This is a genomic window from Stenotrophomonas chelatiphaga (genome assembly GCF_032054965.1).
Lineage (GTDB): Bacteria > Pseudomonadota > Gammaproteobacteria > Xanthomonadales > Xanthomonadaceae > Stenotrophomonas > Stenotrophomonas chelatiphaga.
On the sequence record NZ_DAMBRS010000005.1, the window covers coordinates 64,134 to 87,127 of the forward strand.

24 protein-coding genes are annotated in these 22,994 nt (G+C 66.7%); 14 read left to right on the top strand and 10 right to left on the bottom strand.

Annotated features, from left to right (window positions below; all coding sequences use genetic code 11):
* Positions 1 to 80: 80 nt before the first annotated feature.
* On the top strand, positions 81 to 494 hold the full coding sequence (locus RTX79_RS08710; RefSeq protein WP_312683226.1) for a GFA family protein: 414 nt from the start codon (positions 81 to 83) through the stop codon (positions 492 to 494).
* A gap of 4 nt (positions 495 to 498) precedes the next feature.
* Here the strand turns inward: RTX79_RS08710 and RTX79_RS08715 are convergent, their stop codons facing one another.
* The 3 genes from RTX79_RS08715 to RTX79_RS08725 form a co-directional block, all read right to left on the bottom strand.
* Complete coding sequence (locus tag RTX79_RS08715; protein ID WP_312683227.1) at positions 499 to 678, bottom strand: hypothetical protein; 180 nt, start codon at positions 676 to 678, stop codon at positions 499 to 501.
* 112 nt (positions 679 to 790) lie between these two features.
* Complete coding sequence (locus RTX79_RS08720; RefSeq protein WP_312683228.1) at positions 791 to 3,892, bottom strand: efflux RND transporter permease subunit; 3,102 nt, start codon at positions 3,890 to 3,892, stop codon at positions 791 to 793.
* A gap of 7 nt (positions 3,893 to 3,899) precedes the next feature.
* Entirely contained in the window at positions 3,900 to 5,009 is a 1,110-nt protein-coding gene (locus RTX79_RS08725; protein WP_245625239.1) for an efflux RND transporter periplasmic adaptor subunit, read from the bottom strand.
* 193 nt (positions 5,010 to 5,202) lie between these two features.
* Between RTX79_RS08725 and RTX79_RS08730 the strand changes: the two genes are divergently transcribed.
* The 4 genes from RTX79_RS08730 (at position 5,203) to RTX79_RS08745 (ending at position 8,676) form a co-directional block, all read left to right on the top strand.
* Complete coding sequence (locus tag RTX79_RS08730) at positions 5,203 to 5,886, top strand: response regulator transcription factor (protein WP_123700571.1); 684 nt, start codon at positions 5,203 to 5,205, stop codon at positions 5,884 to 5,886.
* Positions 5,864 to 7,249, top strand: coding sequence for an ATP-binding protein (locus RTX79_RS08735; protein ID WP_057506917.1), 1,386 nt, complete (start codon positions 5,864 to 5,866; stop codon positions 7,247 to 7,249). Before RTX79_RS08730 ends, RTX79_RS08735 begins: the two co-directional genes overlap by 23 nt.
* 126 nt (positions 7,250 to 7,375) lie before the next feature.
* A complete protein-coding gene (locus RTX79_RS08740; RefSeq protein WP_057506918.1) occupies positions 7,376 to 8,515 on the top strand; it encodes a PepSY-associated TM helix domain-containing protein in 1,140 nt (379 codons plus the stop codon).
* Positions 8,512 to 8,676 carry a hypothetical protein gene (locus tag RTX79_RS08745; RefSeq protein WP_170183996.1) on the top strand — a complete coding sequence of 55 codons (165 nt, stop codon included), beginning with the start codon at positions 8,512 to 8,514 and terminating at the stop codon, positions 8,674 to 8,676. The genes RTX79_RS08740 and RTX79_RS08745 overlap by 4 nt, the downstream gene beginning before the upstream one ends.
* A 34-nt stretch (positions 8,677 to 8,710) precedes the next feature.
* Here RTX79_RS08745 and RTX79_RS08750 read toward each other — a convergent pair whose 3' ends face one another.
* The 4 genes from RTX79_RS08750 to RTX79_RS08765 form a co-directional block, all read right to left on the bottom strand.
* Entirely contained in the window at positions 8,711 to 9,445 is a 735-nt protein-coding gene (locus RTX79_RS08750) for a class I SAM-dependent methyltransferase (RefSeq protein WP_312683231.1), read from the bottom strand.
* Between the two features lie 89 nt (positions 9,446 to 9,534).
* Positions 9,535 to 10,266 carry a class I SAM-dependent methyltransferase gene (locus RTX79_RS08755; protein WP_312683233.1) on the bottom strand — a complete coding sequence of 244 codons (732 nt, stop codon included), beginning with the start codon at positions 10,264 to 10,266 and terminating at the stop codon, positions 9,535 to 9,537.
* Between the two features lie 104 nt (positions 10,267 to 10,370).
* The gene (locus RTX79_RS08760; RefSeq protein WP_312683234.1) at positions 10,371 to 11,252 is read right to left on the bottom strand and encodes a LysR substrate-binding domain-containing protein; all 882 of its coding nucleotides are present in this window, start codon (positions 11,250 to 11,252) and stop codon (positions 10,371 to 10,373) included.
* 25 nt (positions 11,253 to 11,277) lie between these two features.
* Positions 11,278 to 12,177: an SDR family NAD(P)-dependent oxidoreductase gene (locus tag RTX79_RS08765; RefSeq protein ID WP_312683235.1), complete on the bottom strand. Its 900-nt coding sequence runs from the start codon at positions 12,175 to 12,177 to the stop codon at positions 11,278 to 11,280.
* Positions 12,178 to 12,428: 251 nt separating this feature from the next.
* Here RTX79_RS08765 and RTX79_RS08770 point away from each other — a divergent pair, with 251 nt between their 5' ends.
* From RTX79_RS08770 to RTX79_RS08785, 4 genes are all read left to right on the top strand, one after another.
* Positions 12,429 to 13,169, top strand: coding sequence for an alpha/beta fold hydrolase (locus RTX79_RS08770; RefSeq protein WP_312683237.1), 741 nt, complete (start codon positions 12,429 to 12,431; stop codon positions 13,167 to 13,169).
* Between the two features lie 3 nt (positions 13,170 to 13,172).
* A complete protein-coding gene (locus RTX79_RS08775) occupies positions 13,173 to 13,550 on the top strand; it encodes a glyoxalase (protein WP_312683239.1) in 378 nt (125 codons plus the stop codon).
* Positions 13,551 to 13,596: 46 nt separating this feature from the next.
* Positions 13,597 to 13,929, top strand: coding sequence for a DUF6966 domain-containing protein (locus RTX79_RS08780; RefSeq protein WP_312683240.1), 333 nt, complete (start codon positions 13,597 to 13,599; stop codon positions 13,927 to 13,929).
* A gap of 68 nt (positions 13,930 to 13,997) precedes the next feature.
* Complete coding sequence (locus tag RTX79_RS08785; protein WP_057506926.1) at positions 13,998 to 14,381, top strand: YbjQ family protein; 384 nt, start codon at positions 13,998 to 14,000, stop codon at positions 14,379 to 14,381.
* Between the two features lie 37 nt (positions 14,382 to 14,418).
* Here the strand turns inward: RTX79_RS08785 and RTX79_RS08790 are convergent, their stop codons facing one another.
* From RTX79_RS08790 to RTX79_RS08800, 3 genes are all read right to left on the bottom strand, one after another.
* Entirely contained in the window at positions 14,419 to 15,798 is a 1,380-nt protein-coding gene (locus RTX79_RS08790) for an alpha/beta fold hydrolase (RefSeq protein WP_312683241.1), read from the bottom strand.
* Positions 15,799 to 15,909: 111 nt separating this feature from the next.
* The gene (locus RTX79_RS08795) at positions 15,910 to 16,818 is read right to left on the bottom strand and encodes an alpha/beta hydrolase (protein ID WP_312683242.1); all 909 of its coding nucleotides are present in this window, start codon (positions 16,816 to 16,818) and stop codon (positions 15,910 to 15,912) included.
* A 180-nt stretch (positions 16,819 to 16,998) separates the two neighbouring features.
* Positions 16,999 to 17,922 (bottom strand): LysR family transcriptional regulator, encoded by a 924-nt coding sequence (locus RTX79_RS08800; protein WP_312683244.1) that lies wholly within the window; start codon positions 17,920 to 17,922, stop codon positions 16,999 to 17,001.
* Between the two features lie 98 nt (positions 17,923 to 18,020).
* Here RTX79_RS08800 and RTX79_RS08805 point away from each other — a divergent pair, with 98 nt between their 5' ends.
* The 5 genes from RTX79_RS08805 to RTX79_RS08825 all read left to right on the top strand — a co-directional run bounded on the left by RTX79_RS08805 (position 18,021) and on the right by RTX79_RS08825 (position 22,909).
* Entirely contained in the window at positions 18,021 to 18,350 is a 330-nt protein-coding gene (locus tag RTX79_RS08805) for a nuclear transport factor 2 family protein (RefSeq protein WP_312683246.1), read from the top strand.
* On the top strand, positions 18,347 to 19,129 hold the full coding sequence (locus RTX79_RS08810) for an SDR family oxidoreductase (RefSeq protein ID WP_312683248.1): 783 nt from the start codon (positions 18,347 to 18,349) through the stop codon (positions 19,127 to 19,129). Before RTX79_RS08805 ends, RTX79_RS08810 begins: the two co-directional genes overlap by 4 nt.
* Before the next feature lie 93 nt (positions 19,130 to 19,222).
* Positions 19,223 to 20,167, top strand: a complete 945-nt coding sequence (locus RTX79_RS08815) for a hypothetical protein (protein WP_312683249.1) — start codon at positions 19,223 to 19,225, stop codon at positions 20,165 to 20,167.
* Between the two features lie 53 nt (positions 20,168 to 20,220).
* Positions 20,221 to 21,882: a hypothetical protein gene (locus RTX79_RS08820; protein WP_312683250.1), complete on the top strand. Its 1,662-nt coding sequence runs from the start codon at positions 20,221 to 20,223 to the stop codon at positions 21,880 to 21,882.
* Between the two features lie 214 nt (positions 21,883 to 22,096).
* Positions 22,097 to 22,909, top strand: a complete 813-nt coding sequence (locus tag RTX79_RS08825) for a S1 family peptidase (protein ID WP_312683251.1) — start codon at positions 22,097 to 22,099, stop codon at positions 22,907 to 22,909.
* Positions 22,910 to 22,994: the final 85 nt, after the last annotated feature.

Sequence of the window (22,994 nt, forward strand, 5' to 3'; positions counted from 1 at the left end):
GGTTGCGCCGGAAGGCGTGACGAACGGTCGTCACCCACCGATACCTGATACACAATGCGGGCATCCACGTGGAGGACCCCATGGGCATCAGATCGGTTGCCGGAATCCCGGTCAACGAGCACCACACCGCCACCTGCCACTGCGGTGCGGTTGAGCTGCGGCTGCAACTGCCGCACGGCATCGTCGAACCCCGTCGCTGCGATTGTTCGATGTGCCGAAGGCGCGGCGCCATCGCCGCCAGCGTTCCGGAAGACGGCCTGCAGGTGGTGCGCGGCGCCGAACAGCTGCGGCTGTATCAGTTCAACACGCACGTGGCCGAACACTGGTTCTGCAGCGTCTGCGGGATCTACACCCATCACCGGCGGCGCTCCAATCCACGCGAGTTCGGCTACAACGTGGCCTGCCTGCAGGGCATCGACCCGTTCGCGCTGGGCGAGGTGCCCACCAACGATGGAGTGCACCACCCTTCTGACCGCACAACGGAACGCGAATAGGCCGTCAGTGACGGCTGCGGCGGGACGGCGCGGCGACTTTCTGCCACGGAGAGATCGCCATGCGCCCGGCACGCGCGGGGCGCTTGAGGGTCAGCCGACGCGCGTGCGCTTCCGGCAAGGCTTCCGGTGCGGGGGCAACCGGCACCGGGGCCGGAACGGCAAGCAGTCGGTCAATGAGCCACATGGCAGCTCTCCGTTGGGGGCGGGTGCGTCCACCCTATCCCCGCCCCGGCGACCGCCATGTGATCCGGCAATGACACGGCGATGACCGCGCTGAACGGCACCGCCCAGCCGATTCAGGCGGGCGTTTTCCGCCGCGACAGCCCGCGCACCAGCACGAAGAACAACGGCACCAGCAGGATCGCCAGCACCGTGCCGGACACCATCCCGCCGATCACGCTGACACCGATCTCGCGGCGGCTCACCGCCCCGGCGCCGGTCGCCAGGGCCAGCGGCACCACGCCGGCCACGAACGCCAGCGAGGTCATCACGATCGGCCGCAGTCGCAGGCGCGCACCCTCCAGGGCTGCCTCCACCGCCGTGCGGCCCGCGTTGTATTCGGCCTCGGCGAACTCCACGATCAGGATCGCGTTCTTGGCCGACAGGCCGATGGTGGTCAGCAGGCCGACCTGGAAGTAGATGTCGTTGATGAAGCCCGCACCGGTCGTGGCCAGCACCGTGCCCAGCACCCCCAACGGGATCACCAGCACCACCGCCACCGGCACCGACCAGCTTTCGTACAACGCCGCCAGGCACAGGAAAATGAACGCGATCGAGGCCAGGTACAGCCACAGCGTCTGGCTGCTCGCCATCTGCTCCTGGTAGGACAGGCCACTCCACTGCAGGCTGACACCCTGCTCTTCGCCCACCAGCTGCTGCATGCGCTGCATCGCCTGGCCGGAGCTGCTGCCCTCGGCGGCACTGCCCTGCAGCTCCATCGCCGGCAGCCCGTTGAAGCGCTGCTGCAGCTGCGGGCCACGCGTCCAGTGGCTGCTGGCGAAGCTGGCGAAGGAGGCCATCTGGCCATCGCTGCCACGCACGTACCACTGGCCGATGTCTTCCGGCACCGACCGGTACGGCTGGTCGCCCTGCATGTACACGCGCTTGACCCGGCCACGGTCGAGGAAGTCATTGATGTAGCTGCCGCCCCATGCCGCCGACAAGGTGGAATTGATATCCGCCTGCGACAGGCCCAGCGCACTGGCCTGCGCATGGTCGATGTCCAGCTGCAGCTGCGCCTTGTCACCCAGCCCGTTCAGCCGCACCGAAGACAACCCGGCATCGGCGTTGGCCGCCTGCACCACGCGCTGCTGCGCACCCTGCAGGGATTGGCGGCCCGCCGCGCTGCTGTCCTGCAGCCACAGCTCGAAGCCGCTGGACTGCCCCAGCCCACGCACTGCCGGCGGAGACAGCACGTTGACCTTGGCATCCACCAGCCCGGCGAAGTGCTTGCTGGCCCGGCCGATGATCGCCGCGGCACTGTTGTCGGCATCGCGCTCGCTCCACGGCTTCAGCGCCACGAAGCCCTGGCCGGCGTTCTGCCCGGTGCCGGCGTTGTTGCGCCCGACCACCACGAAGGCCACGTCGACATTCTGCTTTTCGTTCTCGCGGAAATAGCGTCCGATCTCCTCGCCCAATGCCTCGGTCCTGGCCATCGGCGTGCCTTCGGGCGTAGTGAACTGGAACATCACCAGGCCCTGGTCTTCCACCGGCAGGAAGCCGGTCGGCATGCGCGTATACAACAGCCCGACCGCAACCAGCACCACGAGATAGAAGGTCATCCAGCGCCGTGGGTGGGCCACGATCCGGCCCAGCCGTCCCTGGTAGGCCTGCTGGGTACGCTCCACGCCGCGGTTGAACCAGCGGAAGAAGCGGCCCGGTGGGCGTTCCTTGTCGGCCGGCTTGAGCAGGGTGGCGCACAGCGCCGGCGTCAGGGTCAGCGCCACCAGCGCCGACAGCGCCATCGCCGATGCGATGGTGACGGAGAACTGGCGGTAGATGATGCCGGTGGCTCCGCCGAACATCGCCATCGGCAGGAACACCGCGCCCAGCACCACGGTGATGCCGATCAGCGCACCGGTGATCTCACCCATAGAACGTTCGGTTGCCTCGCGTGGTGGCAGGCCTTCCTCGTGGATGATGCGCTCCACGTTCTCCACCACCACGATCGCATCGTCCACCAGCAGGCCGATCGCCAGCACCATCGCGAACAGGGTCAGCGTGTTGATGGTGAACCCGGCCACCGCCAGGATGCCGAACGTACCCAGCAGCACCACCGGCACGGTGATGGCCGGAATCAACGTGGCACGCAGGTTCTGCAGGAACAGGAACATCACCACGACCACCAGCAGGATCGCCTCTATCAGGGTGTGCACCACCCCTTCCACCGACACCCGCACGAACGGCGTACTGTCGCGCGGATAGGCCACCTGCAGGCCCGGCGGGAAGGTCGGCTTGAGCCGCTCCATCTCCGCGCGGATCGCATCGGCGGTGGCCAGCGCGTTGGCGCCCGACGCCAGCGTCACCGAAAAACCAGCGGCCGGATAGCCGTTGAGGAAGCTGCTCATCGTGTAGCCTTCCGCGCCGATCTCCACCCGCGCCACCTGGCCCAGGGTCACCGCCGCGCCATTGGGCAGTGTCTTCAGGATGATCTCGCGGAACTGTTCGGGGGTCTGCAGCCGCGACTGCGCGGTCACCGTGGCATTGAGCCGCTGGTCGGCCGCCGCCGGCAACGCGCCGAGCTCGCCGGCCGTCACCTGGGTGTTCTGTGCTTCCACCGCGGTGCGGATGTCCGAGGGCATCAGGCCATAGGCTCGCAGCTGGTGGGGATCCATCCAGATCCGCATCGCATACGGTGCACCGAACACATCGATCTCGCCGACGCCGGGAATCCGGCTCATCGGATCCTGCACGCTGCTGGTCAGGAAGTCCGACACGTCCACGCGCTGCATCCGCCCGGTGGTGTCATACAGCGCCACCACCATCAGTGCATCGCCCTGCGATTTGGCGACCGTCACCCCCTGCTGCTGCACCTCCTGCGGCAGGCGGTTGATGGCCTGGTTGACGCTGTTCTGCACCTGCACCTGGGCGATATCCGGATCGGCCCGCTGGTCGAAGGTGACGGTGATGCGCGACTGCCCGTTGGACGAACTGGTGGATGAGAAATACAGCAGGTTGTCGATGCCCTTGATCTGCTGTTCGATCACCTGGGTGACGCTGTCTTCCACCGTCTGCGCGGAGGCGCCGGTGTAGCGGGCGGTGATGTTTATCTGCGGCGGGGCGATGTCCGGGTACTGTTCCACCGGCAGCTGGACGACCGCCATGCTGCCCAGCGCCATGATGCAGATCGCCAGCACCCAGGCAAAGATGGGGCGATGGATGAAGAAGCGCGAGAGCATGCGCGGGTCAGTCCTTGTTCGCTGCGGCAGGCGCTGCAGGCGCCGGGCCCACGGTCACCCTGGCCCCATCGGCCAGCCCCTGCCGGCCACTGGTCACGATGCGCTCGCCCGGCTGCAGTCCATCCAGCACCAGCCACTGATCCCCCACCGCACGCACGGTGCGGAACTCACGCTGGCGCACGATGTCCTGTGCATCCACCACCCAGGCCAGTGCATTGCCACGGGCACTGCGGTCCACCACCGCCTGCGGCACCAGCAGGGCCTGCTGGCGCGTGCCCTGCCCGACCATCGCGCGCACGTACATGCCCGGCAACAGCTGCCCGTCCGGGTTCGGGAAGGTGGCCCGCAGCGTGATGCTGCCGGTGCCCGGATCCACGTCCAGATCGGCGAACTGCAGCGTGCCCGGCAGCGGATACTCGCTGCCGTCGGAAAGCTTCAGCGTCACCGGCGTGGTCGAATCCTGCACCCCGCCTTCGGCCACCGCCCGGCGCAGCGCCAGGAACTCGTTGCTGGACTGGGTGATGTCCACGTTCATCGGATCCAGCCGCTGGATCTTGGCCAGCGGCTCGGCCTGGCCGGAGGTCACCAGCGCACCGGGAGTGAACAGCGCGCGGCCGATACGCCCGCCGATGGGCGCGGAAACCGCGGCAAAGCGCAGGTTGGTGCGCGCGGTTTCCACCACCGCGGCCGCTGCATCCACCGCCGCGGCGGACTGCTTGGCGGTGGCCAGCGCATCGTCCACGTCCTGGCGCGAACTCAGCTGTTCCCTGCCCAGTGCCTGCAGGCGCTGCGCGCGCAGGCCCTCGGCCACCGCCGTGGCCTGGGCGGTGCGCAGGTTGGCCTGGGCCTCGTTGGCCGCGGCCTGGTACAGCGCCGGTTCGATCTGGAACAAGGGCTGCCCGGGCTTGACCACCGCGCCTTCTTCAAACAGGCGCTTCAGCAGCACGCCCGATACCTGCGGCCGCACGTCCGACTCCTCCGAGGCCGCCGTGCGTCCGGGCAGTTCCTGCTGCAGCGGCACGGCCTGCGCCTGCAGGGTGAGTACCTGCACGGTGGGCGGGACCGGTGCCTGCTCGGCTTTTTCACGGCTGCAGGCAGCAAGGATCAGGCAGGTCATGCCGGCACACGCCAGCCTGCGGGGAGCGGAAAGCCACATCGGGGATGTTTCCTGGGGAGGAACGTGGAAGGTCTGGCGGCGAATATAGAAGACCCGGGCGACGCTGGACGTGGATTCCAGATGAAACATTTTTCATTTGCAGTCCCTGCCCCGGGTTGCGAGGATGCATCGGACCTCCTTTCCGTATCGGTCCATGCCGCGCGTACTGACCATAGAAGACGACGCCGTCACCGCCGAAGAGATCGCCACGGAGCTGCGCAGCCATGGCTTCGAGGTCGAGCTGGCCGCCGATGGCATCGCCGGGCTGGCACTGGCCCGGCACGGGGGCTACGACGTGATCACGCTGGACCGCATGCTGCCCGGGCTGGATGGCCTGGCCCTGGTGGCGCGCCTGCGCAACGAAGGCATCACCACGCCGGTGCTGATGATCAGCGCGCTGTCGGACGTGGATGAACGCGTGCGCGGGCTGCGCGCCGGCGGCGATGACTACCTGACCAAACCGTTCGCGTCCGATGAAATGTCCGCACGCGTGGAAGTGCTGCTGCGGCGCCATGCGCAGGTAGCGCCAGCGGACAGCCAACTGCGGGTGGGCGACCTGGAACTGGACCTGATGGCGCGCTGCGCGCGTCGCGGCGGGCAGGAGATCAGCCTGCTGCCCACCGAATTCAAGCTGCTGGAGTTCCTGATGCGCAATGCCGGCCAGGTGCTCAGCCGCACCATGCTGTTCCAGGAAGTATGGGGCTACCACTTCGACCCCGGCACCAACCTGATCGAGGTCCACATCGGCCGCCTGCGCCGCCGCATCGAACAACCGGGCCGGCTGCAGCCGATCAAGACCGTACGAGGAACCGGCTATGTCTTCGACCCGGCTTACTGAGGGCTGGCGCTCGTCCAGCAGCCGGTTGCTCGGCCTGTATTCGCTGCTGTTCATCGCCTGGTCCAGCGTGCTGCTGGGGGTGATGTACTGGCGTGTCTCGGATTACCTGGATGGCCTGTCCGAATCGGCGCTGCTGCAGCGCGCACATCTGTTCCAGCGCTTCCAGGGCCCCACCATGGACGAAGCGCTCAGTGACAGCCTGCGCTATGACATCCACGGTACCTACGCCTACGGTGTGTTCACCGAACAGGGCAAGCATCTGTCCGGCCCGCTGATCGCGATGCCCCACGGCGTACAGCCCGACCAGCGCTCGCGCGAAATTCCCGGCTGGCGATTGGCCGATGGGGTGCGCGCCGAAAGCGGGCGTGCGCTGGCCGTCCGCACCCAGGACGACCGCGTGCTGGTGCTGGTACGGCAGAGCGGCAAGCTGACCGCGGTCAACAGCATCATCCTCGATGCACTGTGGTGGGGCGTGTCACTGACCGTGATTCCCGGGCTGGCCGGCTGGCATTTCCTGCGGCGCCGCCCGCTCAAGCGCATCCAGCAGATCGAAGCGGCCACCAACCGGATCATCGCCGGTGACCTGGGCCAACGCCTGCCGGTGTCCGACCGCCGCGATGAGATCGACCGCCTGTCCAGCATCGTCAACGCCATGCTGGAGCGCATCGAACAGTTGATGACCGAAGTGAAAGGCGTGTGCGACAGCATCGCGCACGACCTGCGTACCCCGCTCACCCGCCTGCGCGCGCATCTTTACCGCACCCGCGTGGCGCTGGGCGATGACGGCCCGCAGGCGATGCAGATCGACCGCGCCCTGGCCGAGACCGATCTGCTGATGACCCGCTTCAGCGCGCTGCTGCGGGTATCGGAACTGGAAAGCGGCCAACGTCGTTCGGCATTCGAAGACGTGCAGGTCGCCGCACTGCTGGAAGAACTGCACGCGTTCTACCTGCCACTGGCGGAAGAGAAAGAGCAGACGCTGGAGCTGGAAATCGGCGACGGCGCAAGCACCCTGCGTGGCGACCGCGAACTGCTGTTCGAAGCCCTGGCCAACCTGCTGTCCAATGCCATCCGTTTCACCCCCGAACACGGCCGGATCGTGCTGCGCGTGGTGGAAGACCAGGGCGCACCGCGCATCGACATCATCGACTCCGGTCCCGGCATCCCTGCCGAAGACCGCGAGCTGGTGTTCCAGCGCTTCTACCGGGGCCAGAACGAGTCCGGGCGGGCCGAGGGCTTCGGCCTGGGGCTTTCCATCGTGGCTGCCATCGCAGGGCTGCATGGCTTCCGGCTGCGCGCCGGCGGTGCCGACGACGGCGGGGCGTGGTTGAGCCTGCGCTGCGCACCCGAATCTCCGGTCTGATCCACGCGCGCCGCGCCTGCGAATCATTTGTATTCACATCTCCGCATCCGGATAATCCGCGGCATCAGTCCTCGCCGGTTCTGATCAACGCTCCACCTCCAGCCGTCGCCCGAGGATTCCTGCTGCATGCAACGCTCCGCCATCAAAGCCTGGTTCGTGGTCCACAAGTGGACCAGCCTGGTCTGCACCCTGTTCCTGCTGCTGCTGTGCCTGACCGGCCTGCCGCTGGTGTTCGGCCATGAAATCGCCCACCTCACCGGCGCCGATCCCGAAGTGCCGGCCGCACCCGCCGATGCCACCCTGCGCGACCTGGACGCGCAGGTAGCGACCGCGCTGCAGCACTTCCCTGGCAATGTCCCGCTGTTCGTCGGCTGGGACCCGGACGCTCCACTGATGTACGTCAACACCGGCGCGCGCACCGATACGCCGGCACCGCAGATGCAGACCGTGCTGCTCAATACGATCAGCGGCGAGCAGGTGCCCGCACCGCAGTTCAACGAAGGCGTGATGTACTTCCTGTACCGCCTGCACACCGATCTGTTCCTCGGCCTGCCCGGGCTGTTGTTCATGGGCGCGATGGGGCTGCTGTTCGTGGTGGCGATCATCTCCGGGCTGGTGCTGTATGGCCCGTTCATGCGCAAGCAGCGCTTCGGCACCCTGCGCACCGGCCGCAGCCGGCGACTGGCCTGGCTGGACCTGCACAACGTCATCGGCATCGTCACGCTCGGCTGGGCACTGGTGGTGGGCCTGACCGGTGCCATCAACACCTTGGCCAAGCCGCTTGAGCAGGCCTGGCAGACGCAGCAGCTGGGTGAGTTCGCCGCGCAGTATGCCGGCCAGCCCAAGCCCACCCAGCTGGCTTCGCTGCAGGCGGCAGTGGCCACCGCGCGCGCCGCCGAGCCGGAGATGCGACCGGCCTTCGTCAGTTTCCCCGGCACCGGCTACAGCGGTGACCATCATTTCGGGGTGTTCATGCAGGGCAATTCGCCGCTGACCGAACGCCTGTACCGCCCGGTACTGATCGATGCGACCACCGGCGCGCTGACCGCGCAGCCGCAGTTGCCGACCTACATGACCGTGCTGCTGCTCAGCCAACCGCTGCACTTCGGTGATTACGGCAAGCTGCCGCTGAAGATCCTGTGGGCCCTGCTGGACCTGTTGACCATCGCCGTGCTGGTCAGTGGCCTGTACCTGTGGTTCAAGCGCGGCAACACCGCCACGCGCGTGGCGGAGATCGAACGCGCGCAGACCCAGGAGGTGGCATGAACAGTCCCTTCGTCGCACCGGCCTGGATAACGCTGGCAAGCCTGGTCGGGCTGGTCAGCGCGTTGATCGGCGATGGCTTGTTCGACGTCGTCTCGTGGGTGATCTTCAGTGGCCTGATCGCGCTGTTCCTGCGCGCGTGGATGAAGCGCGACCGGCGCTGATCCGCGCTGCGCGCTCGCCGAGCATGGCGCGGCGCTACGGCCTGGTGCAGGAGAACCACGCCGCCAATCCGTTGCGCAGCAGATCGTCCCAGTATCCCGCTGGCTGGGCCAGCCGGTCCTGCTCCAACAGACAGGGGGCCTGCCACACCAGTTCGGTGAAGCCTGCCTCTGCGAACGCACGTTCGTAGTGCTCACGTGCCCAGCGGAACACGGTGATCCGCGCCGGTGGAGCGCCCGGGAACTCGATCTCCATCTTCGCACCCTCCTTCCAAGGCACATCGTCCAGCACCCGCAGGCCGTGCTTCGAACAATCACCCTCCGCCAGGCAGTACTGCGGATTCATCGTCTCCACCGCGATCCTGCCGCCTGCACGCACATGCTGGAACGCCGCCTTGGCCATCCGCGCCAGCTCGTCCAGCGACTGCGCGTAGTTGAACAGGAACGCGGCCACCGCAACGTCGTACTCGCGCACTGGGGCCAACTGCAGGAAGTCGCTTACCTGGAAGGTCATCGCATCCCCCGCATGCGCTGACATCTGCCGCCCGATCGCCACCATTTCCGGCGACTGGTCCACCCCATGCGCGCTGGCGGCGCCGGCCCGGAGCATCGCCCGGCCATAAAAGCCAAAACCGCATGCAAGATCCAGCACCCTGCGGCCCTCCAGCTCCCCGGCCATGTGCAGCATCGTGCGCAGTTCAACCACGCGGGTGGGCGACGCATTGGCATACGCTGCGTACTGGCCTGCGATGTCATCGTAATGCGCATTCATGACGGAAAACTCCCTGTGTAGAGTGCTTTCCACGCTACGCAACGTCGGCTACGCATTGAAGAGGCGAATACGAACACAGGCTTTCGGTTTCAGCGTTCGCACACCAGATTCACCGACATGCAGTTGTGCACGTAGCCCTCCCAGTACCCGTCAGCACGCGCATCGATATCGGCCTGTTCAAGTACCGGCGCATGCCATTCCACGGTGCTGAAGCCTGCCGCACGGACCGCCTGTTCGTAGTGCGCCCGTTCCCAGCGATAGTTGATGATCAACGCCGGCGGTGATCCGGGGAACTCCAGGCACAGTCGCGCGCCCTGCTGCCACGGTTCCTCTCCCAGGACCTTTACCCCATAGGCCGCATAGTTGCCCAGCGCCAGGCGATAATCGGGATTCAAGGTCTGCACCACCAGCCGGCCGCCCCGCTTCACATGCGGCACCACCGCGGCGAACATCCTTCCCAGCTCGTCCAGCGAAGCGGCGTAGTTGAACAGGTACGCTGCCAGCACGATGTCATATGCGCCAGTGAACGGCATCTCCATGACATCGTGCTGCTGGAACGTCATCTCGTCACCACGATACGTGGACAGGGCACGTGCGAAATCGATCATGCCCTGCGACTGGTCCACGCCATGGGCACTGCGCGCCCCGTGGCGAAGGAACTCGCGGCCGTAGTAACCCGATCCGCAGGCCAGGTCCAGCACGGACTTGTCCTCCACTGCGCCCGCCAGCCGCAGCATCGTGCGCGCTTCGATGGGCCGCGTCGGGGAGGCGTTGGCATACGCCATGTACTGGTCGACGATACTGTCATAACTCGCGCTCATCAGATCTTCCTTGGAGTTCCAGAAACGTGATCTGAGACGCTATCCACTGGAATCACGCAGTTGAAGAGGCAAACGCGACGCGTCGCATCGCTGCATGCACCTCATCACGTGCAGCCGGCGCTCCCCATGAACGCATGCACGGCCGGATTATCCACATCGGTGCGCACGCAGAAGCTCAGGCTGAAATGCGCATCGTCCGACTGCACGGGCCGGTAGCAGACTTCCGTATCGCGGAACCCGGCCATGCTGGCCGGCACGATGGCGATACCGGTCTCCACCGCCACCAATGACAGCACCGCATGCATGCCGTGTGCTTCCTGCACCACCTTGGGCATGAATCCAGCGGCCACGCATTGGCGCATCACGTGCGAATGAAAGCCTTCGCCTTCGGCAGCAGGCCAGGCGATGAACTCCTCGCCCGCAAGGTCCTGCATCCGCACCGAAGGGCGCGCGGCCAATGGATGCACGCGCGGCAACGCAATGACCAGCGCATCGGTATCGAACGCGTGCAACTCCAGCTCGGGCGCGGACGGGATCGGAGGGATGAGCACGCCCACGTCCACTTCGCCCTTGGCCAGCATGTCCTGTTGCTGGCGCGAGGTCGCTTCGCGCAGCTCCAGCAGCACCTGCGGATGGCTTCGCCGGAAGGCACGGATCAACTGTGGCAGGCGCCCGTACAGTGCACTACCCACGTACGCCACGCGCACCCGCCCACTACGCCCGGCCGCGGCCTCGCGCGTGGCATCCAGTGCGTGTGCGGCCTGGTGCAGCGTATGCCGTGCTTCCACCAGCAGCACCTGGCCGGCTGCGGTCAGCCCCACGGTGCGATGGCCACGGATCACCAGCAGCGTGCCAACCTGCTCTTCCAGCCGGCGGATCGCCGCGGTCAGCGGCGGCTGTGACATGTGCAGGCGCGCGGCGGCACGGTGGAAATGCTGTTCTTCGGCAACGGCGACGAACTGGCGCAGCAAACGTAGGTCGATCATGGCAGCTGCGATGGACAGGAGGTGCTCAGGGTAGCAGTGCCTGCTGCCTGCTCCGCGGTTCGATGGCCGGCAGCGCGATCTCCGGCCATGCCGCATCGAAGGCATCCACGCTGTCGGCGGCCACGCCCTGCAGGTCGCGCGGGTAGCTCACGCCGGCAGGCTCCTGCGCGCGGGTGGCGTGGAACTGGCCATTGCTCGCGCGCAGTACCCAGCCGCCCTGCACGCAGCGCGACGAGGCCAGCCAGGCCACACCGGGCGCTACCGCATCGGGATGCAGCTCGTCGGGTTCGCCGTATACGCCCCACATGCGCGTCTTGGCGACCGGCGATACCGCGTTGACGATGATGTTGTCGGCCTCACCCTCCGCCGCCAGCACGTTCATCAGGCCCACCGCCGCGCTCTTGGCCATCGCGTAGCTGGCCAGCCCGTGCTGCACGTACTGCGGATACAGGGCACGGTCGGACGTGGTCAGTACGATGCGCCCGCCGCCCGCCGCACGCATCGCCGGCCACGCTGCCTGGGCCAGCCATAACGGCGCCTTGGCGGCGATATCCAGCATGCGCTCCAGCGGCAGCTCGCCGATGTCCTCAATGGGCTGGTAATGCACCCAGCCGGCGTTGTGGATGATGAAGTCCAGCCGCCCGTGCTGGCCCAGCACTTCATCCACCAGCGCGTGGCACTGTGCCCGCGTATCGATGGAAAGCCCGCGGCTGGTGACATCCAGTCCTTCTATGCGCAGCCGTGCAGCGGCACGGGTTACCCGGTCCGGATCGCGCCCTTCGCCATCGCGGTCGGCGCCGACGTCCTGCATCACCACTTTGGCGCCCAGGCGTGCCAGCAGGCGCGTATAGGCCAGGCCCAGGCCACCTGCCGCGCCGGTGATCAGGCCTACCTGTCCGTTGAAACTGAGGGGGGTATCGGTCATCCACACAGCGTGGACTGGCAGGGGCAGCGGCGGCCAATACCGTTCACAGGCAGGAGTGATCCGTTGCGGGTATCAACCAGCGTAGAGTCAACGCTGGTACGACCGTGAGCCGAATAGAGGGTCTATTCGGCTCACCGGATGAGCCGAATAGGCGTCGCTTTCGACACAATGACATCCCCAGCTCCCTCCGTACTATCATCAAACGCTCTGAAACCTTTCTGTTTCAGGCCCACCTGACCTTCATATCAACAATGACCAACGGCTCCGCACCCCTGCTGATCATCCTGCCAGGGCTGGATGGAGGCGGCCGCCTGTCCGTCCCGTTCATGCAGGCGTTGGAGGCGCATGGGATCCAGTCCGAGGCCATTGCATACCCGGTCAGTCAGACCATGGGCTATGACGCATTGAGGGATTGGCTTCGCCCTCAACTGCTCCAGCGACCGCCCTTCGTGTTGCTCGGTGAATCATTTGCGGGGCCGTTGACAGTGATGCTCGGGGCAACCGGCCTGACATCGCTTCGCGGCATCATCCTTTCCACCACGTTTGCACGTGCCCCGGTGCCCGTCCCGTCAACCTTGGCCCGCGTGCTGAAGCTACCGCTGCCTTTGCCGCCCGTCGCGCTGTTGGCCCGGCTTCTGTTGGGACGCTGGCGAACGCCATCACTCCAAAGCGCGCTGCGTGATGCGCTGGCTACGACGTCGCCGCCCGTGCTGCGTGCACGCGCAGTGGCGACACTTCGGATCGACGTTCGCGGGTTGCTTCCCGCGATCTCCGCGCCAGTCCTTTGCCTCCATGCAAACGAGGATCGACTGTTGCAGGCCGGCGCCCTGCAATCGATCGAGCGCGGCCTGCAGCGTCCCCCTGAAACGCACCTTCTGGACGGGCCCCACCTGCTGCTCCAAGCCCAGCCCATCGAAGCCGCAGCCCGCGTCGCAGGTTGGTTGAGGACACTGGACCGTGGCACCCTCGCGCATGCAGCCACAGAGGCGTAGAACATGATCGACCTTCAGGCCACCGACGTCAGGACATTCCTCCCTTCCCAGGATTTCGCCCTCTCGCAGGCCTTCTATGCAGCGCTGGGCTGCGAGCGCGAGTGGTCGGACGACACTCTGGCCCTGTTCAAGCTGGGCCCTTCGCGGTTCTACCTGCAGCGCGGCTACGCGAAGGAATGGGCGGAAAACACCATGCTGCATGTTTCCGTACAGGATGCCGCCGCCTGCTTCAGCGCCATCCGCGCGCTGCTGGACACCGGCAGGTACCCTGGCGCGCGCGTGGCACCGCCGCGGGCTGAGCCCTATGGTGCGCGGGTAACCTACGTGTGGGACCCCGCGGGCGTGCTGCTGCACCTGGCGCAATGGGATGCCAAGGACTGAGCGCGGCATGCTTTCCTGACGTGGTCTTGCCCGTATAGTCAGCCGCATGGACGACAGAGCCGCGCAACTGGATGAGCTGATCAGGGAACTGGGTACGCTCTGCGATCTGCTGGCACGCGACAGCGCGTGCGAATGGCGGCGGCACTTCGTTTCCTGCCTGCACCAGGCCGAGGCGCTGGCGGGTAACCCGCTTGACCAGCAATCGCTCAACCTGCTCTCCGGCTCGGTCATGTCGGTGTTCGGCGGCATGGGCAGCTTCAACGACTACGTGCCCTTCAAGCATGGCCGCCTGATTGCCGGCATGGAAGCGCTGGACGAAGCATCCGGGCGGGTCTATGAGGCCGCCCTTGCGCTGCGGGTGATCGCAGTGCGCGACTGACACCAACCTGCTGCCGCGCCTGCCGCGCGATCTACCTTCACCCTTCACCCCCAATCTCCGAGACACCCATGGCTGATCCTTACAACACGGCTCGTCGTCCTGCTGGCGAAGCGCGTCTGGACGATTCGATGATCACAACCGCACTCGAGCTGCCCGGCTTCCGCGTGGTGCAGAACATGGGCGTGGTGCGCGGCATCACCGTGCGCTCGCGGTCGATCGTCGGCAACTTCCTGGGCGGCATCCAGACCCTGTTCGGCGGCAACATCACCATCTACACCCAGTTGTGCGAGCAGGCCCGCGAAGAAACCTACCGGGACATGATGAAGCATGCACGGATGCTGGGCGCCAACGCGATCATCGCCATGCGCTACGACGCCACCGACATCATGACCGGCCTGACCGAGGTGCTGTGCTATGGCACGGCGGTGATCGTCGAACCTGCACGCAGCTGACGCGTCGGCAGGCGGCTGATCGCCTGCCGGTGAGTGCTCAGGGGGAGGCCGGCTCCGCGCAGCGCGCTGCAGCCTCCCTGCCATCCACGAACGCCTGCACCGCGGTGACAAAACACGAAGGCGCCACCAGCGGCAACAGGTGCGCACCCCGCTCCACCGTGTGGAACTGCAGCGGGCCGGCCTTGGCCAGGGTGGCGGCGTGTTCGAGCGCGCCGGCGTAGGCGGTGTTCGGGTCCAGCGTGCCATGCACCACCAGTGTCCTGGGCAGGGTCTTCGGGCTCTGGCCGAACCACGCATCCTTCGGATAGGCCGGCACCGGACTGCCCACCAGCAGGCCGGGAATCGGGCTGACGAACAGGGCATCCTTCTGTTCAGCCTCCACAGTGTCCTTGGTCAGCCCCGGCCGGGCATTGTTCTCCGATGCAGAAATCAGCATCACCAGCGGCAGTGCGGGCTGGTTGTTGCCGCCCTGCCCCAGCCGAACCAGCGCCGCCTTCCAGTCGGTCACAGTGGTGTCCAGCGAACGCGCATCGCCGTTGGACAGGTCCTGCACGATCTGCGGCATCCGATCGCGCAATGTCGGGAAGCTCAGCAGCGCGGCAAAGAAGCGACGCAGATCGCCTCCAGGTACCTGCGTGCGCCACGGCGCATCTGCCGGCGCGGCCAGCACGCGGCGGTACGTCGCCACGCCCGCCTCGCCGAGCGCCTGGCGCCCGACCTCATCGACCAGCGCGGTGCGACGGCTCAGGTCCCACTGCTCGGTGCGCTCCGGCGGCACCAGACCATCCAGCACCAGACCATCAAGCGGCAGCGAGGTGACCTGCAGCGCGCGCAGGGCAAGCTGGGTGCCGTAGGAAACGCCATACAGCAGCACCTGGCCGTCGGCAGGCCGCTGGGACATCAACAGACCGAGGTCCTGCGCGGCCTCGGTCGTGGAGAACGCTGCCGTGCGCGGCACGTTGGCATACATCGCGCCGATACAGGGGCCCCACTCGCTGCCAGCCAGTCCGGTGCCGTCCGCGCTGTCCGGCGCTTCCTGCTGCGGGCAGATGCGGGCCGAACGCCCGGTGCCGCGGTGATCGGGAATCACCAGGTCAAAGCCGGGAAACGCACGCTGGTAGGTCGCGATCGTCGGGTACAACGATGCCCCGGCCTCGCCCGGTCCACCGGACAGCAACCACACTTCGCCGCGCCGTTTGACTGAAGCAGGGGCCGGAAAGCGGCGCACGAACAGCGGGATGGTCTCCCCTTCCGGGGCGGCGTGGTGCAGCGGCACCGGCACCGTCATGCACAGTGAACCGTGCAGCTGCGCAGAGGTTTCGGCATCCTCACAAGGGCTTGGAACAGCGGGGGCCGCGGCATGCGCCAGCGTCGGCAGCGAAAACAGCAGGGCAACGCACAGCGCGGAGCGAAACATGACGACCACCTTCCCTGGAGTGAAGCGCGACAATGCCTGCTTGCCGGTATCCAGGCGAATGCCGGAAGTAACCTCTGGACGGAGGAAAGCGGAACCAACGCGGTATCAGGTTCATTGCAGTCTCCCGTGCTGGGTAACCAGGTGCGCCTCGATCCACTGCTGGAAGTCGCGCATCACCTGCTCGCGTCCGACATCGTTGAGCAGGTCATGCGCGTGCTCCGGGTACAGCCGCAGGGTCTTGTCGACGGAGCCTGCGGTGTCATGGAACAGCTGGCTGCCACCGGGCACGGTGACCTTGTCGGCGGTGCCATGGGCGATCAGTACCGGCAGGCGCAGCGTCGGAAAGCCACGCCGCAGCCGGTCGCTGCCAGCCAGCATCTGCGCCACGGTGAGCGCGGTCTGCTTCTCGCCCGCGATAAGCGGGTCGGCATCGAGCGCGGCGACCGCATCGGGCATGCGCGAAAACTCCTTGTTCGGCAGCGTCAGCACGCGCAGCTTCGGGAACGGTCCGCTGAGCCAGCGCACCAGCACCAGCACCGGCGCAGGTGCGGGGACCTGCAGGGCGAAGCTTTCGCAGATCAGCCCGGCCAGCGCGTCCTGGTGTTCCAATGCGTATGCGCTTGCAATCACCCCGCCGGCACTGTGGCCGAGCAGGAACACCGGGACGGCTGGCTCGCGTGAGCGCGCCACGTCCATCAACGACTGCACGTCGGCCAGGTAATCGTCGAAATGCTGCACATGGAAGCGCAGCCCGCTGGACTTGCCACGCCCACGCAGGTCGACGGCGTACACCGCCAACCCGATCGCGGTGAACTGCGCGGCGGCCCACTGGTAGTGGCCGCTGTGCGAGTTGAATCCCGGCACGATCACCAGCACGGCGCGTACCGGGCCAGTCGGCCGCCAGCTGCGGATGAACAACTCGCCCTCGCCACCGGCGATGAGCTCTTCGGTACGCAATGGGCCGGGCAGGCGCGCATCGATCGGTGGCGCATGTGCTGCAGCAGGAAGGGCGGTGTCCATGGCGGATCCTCGGTGAAGGGGGGAGGAAGCGAAGTCACGGACACCGCGGCCGCCCCTTCGGGCATCCGCCACGCTGTGTCACTGATGACCCCACACAGGGGGTCTACGCATATCCCGACCAGCACCGGCCACGGCCGGTGAGCGCGTCGTGCCAGCCCGCTTCGTCCCAGCCCCAGCGACCTATGGCTGATTGTCCCGTTCCTGTCCCAGGTCACGATCCAGCAGACAATCGATGAATGCACGCAGCGCCGGCAGCAGGTAGCGGCGACTGGAGTAGTACAGGAACAGGCCCGGTACGGTGGGCGACCAGTCGGCGAGCACGCGCTTCAACCGTCCATCCTGCAGTGCCTCGGCAATTCCGTCGTCGTTGTAGGCGTACAGGATCCCCAGGCCCTGCAGTGCGGCCGGCACCACGATGTCCTGGTGGTTGGACAGCACCTTGCCCTCGGGAACGAACTCCACGCTTTTCCCTTTCCTGCGGAACTCCCAACTGGCGATCTTGCCACTGCCCGGGAAGCGCCAGCCGATGCACGCATGCTGCTGCAGATCGGCCGGCACCTTGGGTTCGCCATGCCGCGCCAGGTACTCGGGGGACGCCACCGCCAGCAGCTCCACGTCCGGTGTCAGCCGCACCGCGATCATGTCCTTCTGCAGCCGCCCACCCACCCGGATGCCGGCGTCGAAGCCCTCGCCGGCGATATCGCGCAGGCCATCGTCGATCACGATGTCGAGCACCACATCCGGATGGGCCTGCGCAAAGCGGCCCAGCCGCGGGGCGATGAGCTTGCGGGCCGCCATGCCGAGCGTGTTGATCCGCAGCGTACCGGCCGTGCGCGCGGTGGTGCCTACCGCCTGCGCGACCGCGTCGTCCATCTCGCGCAGCATCGGCGCGATCCGCTCATGCAGCCGGCGTCCCGGCTCGGTGGGCGAAACACTCCGCGTGGTGCGGTTCAACAGGCGCACTCCCAGCCGCGCCTCCAGCTGCCGCACGATCTGGCTGAGCGCAGAGCGCGACAGGCCGAGATGGTCGGCGGCACGGGCGAAGCTGGCACGGTCGACCACCGCCGCGAATGCTTTCAGTTCTGCGAATTCGGAGCCGCGCATTGTGCCCTGATTCCTACATAGCCTGATCAGATAGTAGGCGATTCTGTTGACGGCAGGAACGGGCCATCCTGAGCCCGTACCTCAACCGGAGCCTGCCCATGAATGACCTGCACCTGCCCGAGCCGATCAGCGCCTACTTCACTGCCGATGCGCACGATGGCCCCGCCGTCGCCCGCTGCTTCAACCCAGATGGACGCGTGCTGGACGAAGGCCAGACCCACACCGGCCTTGCCGCCATCGAAGCGTGGAAAGCGCACACCGCCGACCGCTACCGCTACACCGCCACCCCCATCAACGTAGAGAAGGACGAGCGCACCTATATCGTCACCAGCCACGTGGTCGGCGACTTCCCCGGCAGCCCGGTGGACCTGCGTTACGCCTTCACCCTGGAACGCGGCAAGATCGCCACGCTGGAGATCTCCGCATGAACTTCGACCTTCAACTGGCCGGCAAGCGCGTACTGGTCAGCGGCGGTACGCGCGGCGTCGGCGCGGCCGTGGTGGACGTACTCCGCCAGGCCGGCGCCCGCGTGGTCGCCGCCTCGCGTTCATTGCCGGCGCAGCCCAGCGACGGTGTGCACTACCTTGCCGCCAACGTGGCGACCGCCGCAGGCGCGGGTGCGCTGGCGGTGGACGCGGTCCACCATCTGGGTGGCCTCGACATCCTGGTCAACGTGGTCGGCGGATCGTCCGCGCCTGCCGGTGGCTTCGCTGCGCTGGACGATGCCGAATGGAGCAAGGAGCTGGAGCTCAACCTGATGTCGGCCGTGCGGCTGGACCGCGCACTGCTTCCGGGCATGCTGGCGCAGCGGTCCGGCGTGATCATCCATGTCACCTCCATCCAGCGCACCCTGCCGCTGCCGGAAGCCACGATGGCCTATGCCGCCGCCAAGGCGGCGCTGTCCACCTACAGCAAGGCATTGTCCAAAGAGGTCACCCCGAAGGGCGTACGCGTGGTGCGGGTAGCGCCGGGCTGGATCGAAACGGAAGCCTCCGTCGCCCTGGTCGAACGGGTTTCCGCGCAGGCCGGGACAGACTACGCAGGTGGGCAGAAACTGATCATGGACCAGCTCGGCGGTATTCCGCTGGGGCGGCCGGCCATGCCCCATGAAGTGGCCGACCTGATCGCGTTCCTGGCCTCCCCACGCGCTGCCTCGATATCCGGCAGCGAGTACGTCATCGACGGCGGCACCATCCCCACGGCGTGAGCCGCGCACGCCGTGGCCGATACGCGCAACCAGAACGGCTATGCTTGATCCCGCATGACACCCGCTTTCCACACCCAGGCAGGACGCAGCACCATGAAGGTAAAGAAAGCTTCCGTGCTGTGTTCAGCCGCGCTGGCGATGTCTGCTGCGTTGCTCACCGTTGGGTGTGGGGGAACGACGCGGAAGACGATCCTATCGTCCGATAGCCTGAAGGTCGTGGCGATAACGCAGACGACCCTGGATATCAACGTCAGCAAGTACAAGCATTACACGACGTACGCGCTGTATCTGGAGGGCGACAAACTGTCGGACGCGGCATTCGCAGGCCTGCTGCAGGATGCCGCCGCGACCGGCGAACAGATCGTCCACACCGACGCCATCGTGGTCGCCGACGACGCCGTCCTGCTGGCGTCGCGCACCCGCGATGGGTCGGCTTGCTGGGCAACGCACCTGTCTGCACAGGGCGGCAAGGCGCGGTTGGAAAAGATCATCACCAGCACGACCGATTGCTCCCCACGACCCGCTTCGCCGGGCTGGAGTGCACTGTACGATGAGGCCAGCAACCTGGTTCTGGTGCGGACGCATCCCTTCGCGGTGTATCCGATCACCGGCTACTGGCAGGTGCTCTGGATCGAGGGCGACGTGGTGGCTCTGTACGACGACGAGCGCGCGAAGGAACGACTCGTCGTCAAGCTGGTAAGGATATCTGCGGACGAAACGCTTGCCGAACAGTACCTGCCGATGAACACCTATGCACAGCCTGATCTGCTCCATGCCGCGCCGGAAGCTCGCAGGCAATGGCTGTTCGACAACTTCTCCGTCAGCCTGGGCACGCCCGCCTCGATCCAGCTGCGTCCTGACAACACGCTGAAAACCATCACCCCGGAGGTCTGGGCGGAGTACCAGGAAATGGACCGTCAGAACAAAGAAGCCGATGCACGCGCGAGTGCAGAGGGCCAGGCCCGCCTGGAGGCGCTGTACCGGGAAGTGAGGGAAGCGGAGGCGACCAACAACCACCCCGCGAGCCGGATCAAGTAGACGGCGGCATTGCTACACTTCCCCGCTTTCGATGTATCTGGAGAGCAGGGCAAATGGATTTTCCCCGATGGCTGTGCGTGCTCACCGTAGCGGTGATGGCGATGATCACCGGCGCCGCATCCGCCGCCACGGCGGGCTCCAACCCTGCTGCCCCCTCTGTGTACTACGTGCGCCAAACCGTCAGCAGCGGCCCGGACGCAGGCGACGAGCAGACGCTGTCGAGTTACTACGAAGCGACATTGCAGCCTGCTTCGCGCGCAGGAACCCAGCTTCTGCTGGCGCCCATCTGGTCGCACCAGGTGGACGCGGCAGGCCACGCAAGCTACCTGATGGACCTGGACCCGAACGACGCGACCGAGGCGGCGCAACTGGCCGTGCTTGGCCACGGCTTCAGCGCTGCGGTAACGCGTTCTGGTGACACCGGCGCACTGCGTGCAACGAACCAGGGCGCGTGGACTGCACTGTCCAGGAGATCACCCGAAGCAGCCAACGCGCTGCTCTACCTGCACCAGGCGCCGGGACTGCGCCCGGTGCAACTGCCCGCCTCGGTGGCGGTGGGGGATATTGTTGCGGGAACGCTGCGCATCGAACCCCATGGCAGCGTCGAAACGAAGCTTCAGGTGATCGAAGTCACCCCGGACGCGGTGCTGATGGAGATGTCTGTTGCAGGCCCCGAAGCACAGGGCGACGGCCGGCTGGTGGTGGCACGTGGCGACGGCATGCCGATCGAGCTGCGGATGGAAGTGCGGTACGCGGCCAGCAAGGGCCTGCCCGCATCCGTCCACCGCGTGCACCTGGCCGACACCGCCTACGACCCGATGCTGCAGATGAGCGACGATGTCGACAGCTACGTCAGCTATGCCGAGCAGGTGAGCCAGACGCTGCAGCGCGCGCCCTTCAGCGCCGTTGCGCCTGATCCTTCCGCATACACGCATCGCGCGGCGGTACTGGGTGAGCTGGAAGACTACATGGTTGGCGCGGCCTCGCTGCCTACGCTGATGCCCTACATGGGCGCGTTCTGGGTTCCCGCAGAGCGCGGCACAGGGCGCTGGCTGGCGATCGGCGCACGCTCCAGCGTGGAACGCGCCTCATCGGCCGGGCAAGGACAGCACGAGCGCATCCTGATGTCCCGCCTGCACCGCGTGGCGATGCTGGATGCGGATGGGGCGGAGATCGCCGGGCTGCCGACCAAACGGGTCACGCCGACGCTGTTCTTCCCGGAAAAATACGCGGCCACGCAGAACGAGGTCAGCTTCCCCTTCCATCTGCCACTGGGCGCGCCGCGCGACGCGTTGGGCCGGATCGAAGCCGTGCGCATGTCCGTCGACGCCGAAGTCTATGCGTTCGAAACGACTGAAATCCTGCAGCCCGGTGAGCGTTCGGCACTCAACCCGGACATTACGTTGCTGCGCCCCGCTGCGCACAGGGCGACGCTGCTGCAGGGCAGGCAGTCGTGGAGGGCGAAGACCGGCCTGTACAGCGTGGTCGTCCCGCTGGACGAAGACGGAACCGTACTGCCCTCCGAGCAGATGACCATTGCCCCGCTGAAGCCGGCGCAACCAACGCGGCTGGCGCAGGTGCCACTGGCCTGGGAGAACGGCAGGCTGCCGATGCGGACCGAGATCGCCACCGCCCGGCCCATCGCCGCGCTGCAGGTTCGCCACTATCGCTGGAGTTCGGTGCCCACGACATGGACCTTCCCGATGCGGGAGTGACGCCAGCCGGTGCGCCCACGCGCGCGGACGGTGGAGGCGGTGCCCCTTTTCCAGCCCGCCAATTCGCAGCTTCGTCGCCGTGACCGCGGCTTTGTCGCATGATCGTTACCGCTCTGCACCGGATCCGCTAGCGTGTCCTGATGGCCCGCCACCGCGCGCTATCGCCGCACAGCGGCTTGCTCTGGACCGAATGCTGACAGGGACGTAGATACCCATGAAACGCTGGCTCTTCCTGGCTGTGATCAGCCTCCCCTTCACCGCTGCGGCAGTTGTCATCCGCGGCGATGTGGACGATGCCCAGTACCGCATCGACGGTTCGGCATTTCCCGCATTGGCCGACATGCCCGGCGAAGGCCATGGCGCCCTGATCGCCCCGCGCTGGGTGGTTACCGCAGCACACGCAGCGCCGATGGAGGGAATGCACGCAGCGGTGATGATCGACGGCCAGCACCATGCAGTGGAGCGCGTGTTCCTGCATCCCGGCTACCGGCGCATGCCGGATGCCCTCGGGCAGGAAGCACTGGCGACGGGAAGCCCGTCCCGCATCCATGCCTTCCTGGCGGCCTCCGACGATATCGCGCTGGTCAAGCTCGCCTCGCCCGCAGCAGGCGTGCGGCCCATGCGCATCTACCGGGGCAACGAGGAAGTCACCCGCATCGCCACCTTCATCGGCAAGGGTGCCAGCGGCAACGGCGACCGCGGCCAGAACCCGCACGACGCGCACCGAACCCTCCTGCGCCGCGCGGAGAACGCCATCACCGGAGCCAATGCGCGCTACCTCTGGTACCGCTTTGATGCCCCGCCGCACGCGTTGCCGCATGAAGGCGTGCTGGGCAGTGGAGACAGCGGCGGGCCACTGATGATCCAGGATGAGGACGGCTGGCAGCTCATCGGGCTGGGCTCGTGGATCACCGCAGTGCCAGAGCACGCATTGGAGGCGGGATTCTATGGTCAGGTCGTCCACAACGTGCGCATTTCGCGCTATGCCGACTGGATCGACAGCGTGATGCAGCGTGAGGGTGACTGAATTACCGCCGATGCAGCGGCCGGCGAAAAGGTTGCAGTGACCAACGGGGCTTACCAACGCCCCGCCCGTGCACCACCATCGGCCG